This is a genomic window from Citrobacter sp. Cm038 (assembly GCF_030333105.1).
Classification (GTDB): domain Bacteria; phylum Pseudomonadota; class Gammaproteobacteria; order Enterobacterales; family Enterobacteriaceae; genus Citrobacter; species Citrobacter murliniae.
Genome location: NZ_JAOWGO010000015.1, coordinates 77,176 through 83,665 on the forward strand (window position 1 = coordinate 77,176; position 6,490 = coordinate 83,665).

The following is a 6,490-nucleotide window of genomic DNA, read 5'->3' on the forward strand; positions in this document are numbered from 1 at the left end:
GACTCCTTAAGCCGTTTTCAGGTCGCCAACCGGGCGGGCAGGCTCAACCTGGGGATAATACGGTTCGTTATGACGTGCTTTATTGCGCAATCCTTCCGGGACGTCATACAGCGGACCGAGGTGCTGATACTGTTGCGCCATATCGAGATATTTCGCGCTGCCGAGTGTATCCAGCCAGCGGAACGCACCGCCATGGAACGGAGGGAAGCCCAGGCCGTAAACCAGCGCCATATCTGCCTCTGCTGGACTGGCAATAATGCCTTCTTCCAGGCAGCGGACCACTTCGTTGACCATCGGGATCATCATGCGGGCGATAATCTCTTCATCGCTAAAATCGCGCTTCGGCTGACTGACATCTGCCAGCAGACTATCAACAGTGGCATCCTCTTCTTTCTTCGGTTTACCTTTGTTGTCTTCTTTATAGCGCCAGAAGCCGAGGCCGTTTTTCTGTCCAAAGCGACTGGCGTCAAATAATGCGTCAATCGCGTCGCGATAATCTTTTTGCATGCGTTGTGGGAAGCCTGCTGACATGACTGCCTGCGCGTGATGGGCGGTATCAATGCCGACGACATCCAGCAGATATGCCGGACCCATCGGCCAGCCAAACTGTTTCTCCATCACTTTATCGACTTTGCGGAAGTCCGCTCCATCACGCAGTAGCTGGCTGAAACCAGCAAAGTACGGGAACAGCACACGGTTAACGAAGAAGCCGGGGCAGTCGTTGACCACAATCGGCGTCTTACCCATACGGCTTGCCCAGGCGACAACTTTGGCGATGGTTTCATCCGAGCTTTTTTCACCGCGAATGATCTCTACCAGAGGCATACGGTGCACCGGGTTAAAGAAGTGCATGCCGCAGAAGTTTTCCGGACGCTTCAGAACGCTGGCCAGTTCACTAATTGGAATAGTGGAGGTGTTTGAGGCCAGCACGGTATCATGGCGAACCTTCTCTTCGGTCTCTGCCAGTACTGCTTTTTTCACTTTCGGATTCTCAACGACCGCTTCCACTACCACATCTACGCGCTCAAAGCCGGTATAGTCGAGGGTGGGATGAATGGTTGAAATCACGCCTGCCATTTTCAGACCATCAATCTTGCCGCGCTCAAGCTGTTTGTTCAGCAGTTTGGCGGCTTCAGTCATACCAAGCGTCAATGATTTATCATTGATGTCTTTCATGATAACCGGCACACCTTTCCAGGCAGACTGGTAAGCGATACCGCCGCCCATAATGCCTGCGCCCAATACTGCGGCCTGCTTCGGTGCCTCAATGTCTTTAGTCAGCTTCTTCGCTTTTGCTTTTACGTACTGATCGTTGAGGAAGATACCGACCAGCGCGCGTGCTTCACTGGTGTGCGCCAGTGGCACAAAGCTTTTATTTTCCAGATTCAGTGCTTCTTCACGACCAAAGCGTGCTGCGGCTTCAATCGTTTTTACCGCGGTGATGGGGGCAGGGTAATGTTTACCTGCAGTCTGCGCGACCATGCCTTTGGCGATGGTAAAACTCATTGCGGCTTCAATTTTGCTGAGTTTCAGTGGTTCCAGTTTCGGCTGGCGTTTGGCCTTCCACTCGAGGTCGCCGTTGATTGCCTGACGTAATACAGCCATCGCGCCATCAAGCAGTTTTTCCTGCTTAACAATGCCATCGACCAGGCCAACTTTCAGTGCCTGCTCAGCGCTGATATCTTTACCCGCCGCAATAATTTCCAGCGCGCTGTCGGCGCCCAGTATACGTGGCATACGCACAGAGCCGCCAAAGCCCGGCATAATGCCCAGCTTCGTTTCCGGCAGACCGATACGCAGGTCCGGCGTTGCCAGACGGTAATCGGTCGCCAGCACGCACTCGCAACCGCCGCCCAGCGCATAACCGTTTACGGCGGCAATGGTTGGCACCGGTAAATCTTCCAGCCGGTTAAAGACGCTGTTGGCAAAATGCAGCCACTGGCTTAGCTGCTCTTCAGGAACAAGAAACAATGAAAGGAATTCGGTGATATCGGCGCCAACAATAAAGGCCGCTTTATTCGAGCGCAGCAGCAGACCTTTTAAATCTGTCTGCTTTTCCAGCACATCAAGCGCATGGCCCAGGCTGGCTACGGTTGCCGTATCGAGTTTGTTGACCGAGCCAGGGGCATCGAACACCAGTTCGGCGATGCCATCTTCCAGCCAGTCGAGGTACAGGGTGTCGCCTTTGTAAAGCATGTCAGTCTCCTGAATCCGCAAGGTGATCTGGTCATACCAGATGAATCGAAGTGTGTATTTTATGTTAATAAAATGCAAATGAATGATTAAAGAAATGACGATTCGATCACGCTCGGCAGAAATCACGCAGCTACAGAACGATGTGCTAAGATGCGGTGACTTGAGGTCAAAAAAACAGAAGGGTAAATAATGGAATCACTGGCCGCACTCTATAAAAATCATATTGTTACCTTACAGGAACGGACCCGCGATGCGCTGGCTCGTTTTAAGCTGGATGCGTTACTTATTCACTCCGGCGAGCTGTTAAACGTTTTTCTCGACGATCATCCATATCCGTTTAAGGTTAATCCGCAGTTTAAAGCCTGGGTACCTGTCACGCAGGTTCCTAACTGTTGGTTGCTGGTAGATGGCGTTAATAAGCCTAAATTGTGGTTCTACTTGCCGGTCGACTACTGGCACAACGTTGAACCGCTACCGACCTCTTTCTGGACGGAAGAAATTGACATTATTGCGCTGCCAAAAGCCGATGGTATTGGCGGCCAACTGCCAGCTGCACGCGGTAATATTGGTTATATCGGCCCGGTTCCTGAGCGTGCGTTGCAACTGGACATCGCTGCCAGCAATATCAACCCGAAAGGGGTGATCGACTATCTTCATTATTATCGTGCGTATAAAACGGATTACGAGCTGGCCTGTATGCGTGAAGCGCAGAAAATGGCGGTGAGTGGGCATCGTGCGGCAGAAGAAGCCTTCCGTTCCGGTATGAGCGAGTTCGACATTAACCTGGCCTATTTGACTGCCACGGGTCATCGTGACACCGACGTGCCTTACAGCAATATCGTGGCCCTCAACGAACATGCCTCCGTACTGCATTACACCAAACTGGATCACCAGGCGCCGTCAGAAATCCGCAGTTTCCTGCTGGATGCTGGCGCGGAATACAACGGTTATGCGGCAGACCTGACGCGAACCTGGTCGGCGAAAAGCGACAACGACTATGCGCAACTGGTGAAAGACGTTAACGACGAAGAACTGGCGCTGATTGCAACCATGAAGGCTGGCGTCAGCTATGTGGATTATCACATTCAGTTCCATCAACGTATTGCAAAGCTGTTGCGTAAACATCAAATCATCACCGGTATGAGTGAAGAGGCGATGGTAGAGAACGATCTCACCGGGCCGTTTATGCCGCACGGCATTGGCCACCCGCTGGGTCTGCAGGTTCATGATGTTGCTGGCTTTATGCAGGATGACAGCGGTACACACCTTGCTGCACCATCAAAGTATCCCTACCTGCGCTGTACGCGCGTGCTGCAGCCGGGCATGGTCCTGACTATCGAGCCGGGTATTTACTTTATCGAATCGCTGCTGGCGCCATGGCGCGAAGGGCAATTCAGCAAGCACTTTAACTGGCAGAAAATTGAAGCGCTGAAGCCGTTCGGTGGTATTCGTATTGAAGATAACGTGGTTATCCACGAGAGCAATGTCGAAAACATGACGCGGGATTTAAAACTGGCGTAATGGACAGTTGGTTAATCCCTGCGGCGCCGGTTAGCGTTGTTGAAGAGATCAAAAAAAGCCGCTTTATTACTCTGCTCGCGCATACGGATGGTGTGGAAGCGGCGAAAGCCTTTGTTGAGTCAGTTAGAGCGGAACACCCGGACGCGCGCCACCATTGTGTGGCGTGGGTGGCGGGTGCGCCGAATGATTCGCAACAGCTGGGATTCTCGGATGATGGTGAACCAGCGGGGACGGCAGGGAAACCGATGCTTGCTCAACTGATGGGGAGCGGTGTCGGTGAAATTACCGCCGTGGTGGTACGCTACTACGGCGGTATTCTTCTCGGTACGGGTGGGCTGGTGAAAGCCTACGGCGGCGGCGTGAATCAGGCTTTACGTCAGTTAACAACGCAGCGCAAGACGCCATTAACCGAATATACTTTGCAGTGTGAGTACGGCCAGTTGGCTGGCATTGAAATATTGTTGGGGCAGTTTGACGGTAAAATAATTTCCAGTGATTACCAGGCATTTGTTCGGCTCAGGGTAGCGCTTCCTTATGCGAAAGTGGATGAATTTTCGGCAAAGCTGGCGGATTTTAGTCGTGGTTCATTGCAATTGTTAGCGATTGAAGAATAATCCCCACCTCATTTTGAAGAATTAAGGAAGCGGCAGAGATGCATTTTCGCGCCATAACCCGAATCGTTGGACTACTGGTCATCTTATTTTCGGGGACAATGATCCTCCCCGGACTGGTAGCTCTCATCTACCGTGATGGTGCGGGTCGTGCATTTACGCAAACTTTCTTTGTCGCGCTGGCAATTGGTTCCATGCTGTGGTGGCCGAACCGTAAGGAAAAGGGTGAACTGAAATCCCGCGAAGGGTTTCTGATCGTCGTCTTGTTCTGGACCGTGCTGGGCAGCGTGGGTGCGCTACCATTTATCTTTTCCGAAAGTCCTAACCTCACGATTACTGATGCGTTTTTCGAATCCTTTTCGGGGTTAACAACGACAGGTGCGACGACGCTGGTGGGGCTGGATTCATTGCCGCACGCCATTCTCTTTTATCGCCAAATGCTGCAATGGTTTGGTGGTATGGGGATCATCGTGCTGGCGGTCGCTATCCTGCCTATTCTTGGCGTCGGTGGTATGCAGCTCTATCGGGCAGAAATGCCTGGGCCGCTCAAAGATAATAAAATGCGTCCGCGTATTGCTGAAACGGCAAAAACGTTATGGCTTATCTATGTACTGCTGACGATTGCATGTGCGCTGGCGCTATGGTTTGCCGGGATGCCGGCGTTTGATGCCATTGGGCACAGTTTTGCCACCATTGCTATTGGCGGCTTCTCTACACACGATGCCAGTGTTGGCTATTTCGACAGCCCCACTATTAACACGATTATTGCTATCTTTTTACTGATCTCCGGTTGTAACTATGGTCTGCACTTCTCTTTATTAAGTGGGCGTAGTTTAAAGGTCTACTGGCGTGACCCGGAATTTCGCATGTTCATCGGTGTGCAGTTGACGCTGGTGGCTGTCTGTACGCTGGTGCTGTGGGTACACAACACCTATGGTTCGGCGCTAACGACGATCAACCAGGCCTTTTTCCAGGTAGTATCAATGGCGACCACCGCAGGGTTTACTACGGACAGTATTGCCCGCTGGCCGCTGTTCCTACCGGTACTGTTGCTGTGTTCTGCATTTATTGGTGGCTGTGCTGGCTCAACGGGTGGTGGTTTGAAGGTCATTCGTATCCTGCTGCTGTTTAAGCAGGGTAACCGGGAGCTCAAAAGGCTGGTCCACCCCAATGCGGTTTACAGTATTAAACTGGGTAATCGTGCGCTGCCGGAACGGATCCTTGAAGCGGTATGGGGATTCTTCTCAGCCTATGCGCTGGTGTTTATTATCAGTATGCTGGCAATTATAGCGACCGGTGTGGATGACTTCTCAGCATTTGCCTCTGTTGTTGCGACCCTGAATAACCTGGGACCAGGGCTGGGCGTTGTTGCCGACAACTTTGCCAGTATGAACCCAGTGGCGAAATGGATCCTGATTGCCAATATGCTATTTGGTCGTCTCGAGGTCTTTACTTTGCTGGTACTCTTTACCCCTACCTTCTGGCGTGAATAACGGAGTAACACGTGAAAACACTGATTCTTTTTTCTTCCCGGGATGGACAAACGCGCGAAATCGCCGAGTATCTGGCTTCTGAACTAAAAGAACTGGGCGTCTGGGCCGATGTTGTGAATCTGCATCGCACCGAAGAGCCTGACTGGAAAAACTATGACAGCGTGGTGATTGGTGCATCAATTCGCTACGGTCATTACCATACTGCTTTTCAGGAGTTCGTGAAGAAGCATGCCACGCGGCTGAATGCGATGCCGAGTGCGTTCTACTCCGTTAACCTGGTTGCTCGTAAGCCGGAAAAGCGTACCCCGCAGACCAACAGCTATGCGCGCAAGTTTCTGATGAGCTCGCCGTGGCGACCAGACCGCAGTGCGGTGATTGCCGGAGCTTTACTTTATCCTCGTTATCGTTGGTATGACCGTGTCATGATCAAACTGATTATGAAGATGTCGGGCGGTGAAACGGATACAAGTAAAGAAGTCGTATATACCGACTGGCAACAGGTCGCGATTTTTGCGCGGGAAATTGCCCAATTAACCAACAAAGCGTTGTTAAAATAAACGCAAAGAATAAAAAATACGCAGTCGGAAGATTATTTTAAATTTCCCCTTGTCAGCCTGAAATAACTCCCTATAATGCGCCTCCACTGACACGGAACAACGGACTACAGGC

At 51.6% G+C, this 6,490-nt stretch carries 5 protein-coding genes; 4 read left to right on the plus strand and 1 reads right to left on the minus strand.

Annotated elements, in window-relative coordinates:
• Positions 1–6 precede the first annotated feature (6 nt).
• Positions 7–2,196 carry a fatty acid oxidation complex subunit alpha FadB gene (fadB, locus tag OGY01_RS02285; protein WP_286492326.1) on the minus strand — a complete coding sequence of 730 codons (2,190 nt, stop codon included), beginning with the start codon at positions 2,194–2,196 and terminating at the stop codon, positions 7–9.
• Positions 2,197–2,385: 189 nt separating this feature from the next.
• On the opposite strand from fadB, the gene pepQ reads away from it, so the two are divergent.
• Genes pepQ through hemG form a run of 4 tightly spaced genes read left to right on the plus strand, consistent with a single transcriptional unit; the run spans position 2,386 to position 6,378 of the window.
• Positions 2,386–3,717 (plus strand): Xaa-Pro dipeptidase, encoded by a 1,332-nt coding sequence (gene pepQ, locus OGY01_RS02290; RefSeq protein WP_048223315.1) that lies wholly within the window; start codon positions 2,386–2,388, stop codon positions 3,715–3,717.
• Entirely contained in the window at positions 3,717–4,331 is a 615-nt protein-coding gene (locus OGY01_RS02295) for an IMPACT family protein (RefSeq protein WP_045449173.1), read from the plus strand. The genes pepQ and OGY01_RS02295 overlap by 1 nt, the downstream gene beginning before the upstream one ends.
• Positions 4,332–4,369: 38 nt before the next feature.
• Positions 4,370–5,821, plus strand: coding sequence for a Trk system potassium transporter TrkH (trkH, locus tag OGY01_RS02300; RefSeq protein WP_045449175.1), 1,452 nt, complete (start codon positions 4,370–4,372; stop codon positions 5,819–5,821).
• 11 nt (positions 5,822–5,832) lie between these two features.
• Positions 5,833–6,378: a menaquinone-dependent protoporphyrinogen IX dehydrogenase gene (gene hemG / locus OGY01_RS02305; protein ID WP_284097280.1), complete on the plus strand. Its 546-nt coding sequence runs from the start codon at positions 5,833–5,835 to the stop codon at positions 6,376–6,378.
• The last annotated feature ends 112 nt before the right edge of the window (positions 6,379–6,490 follow it).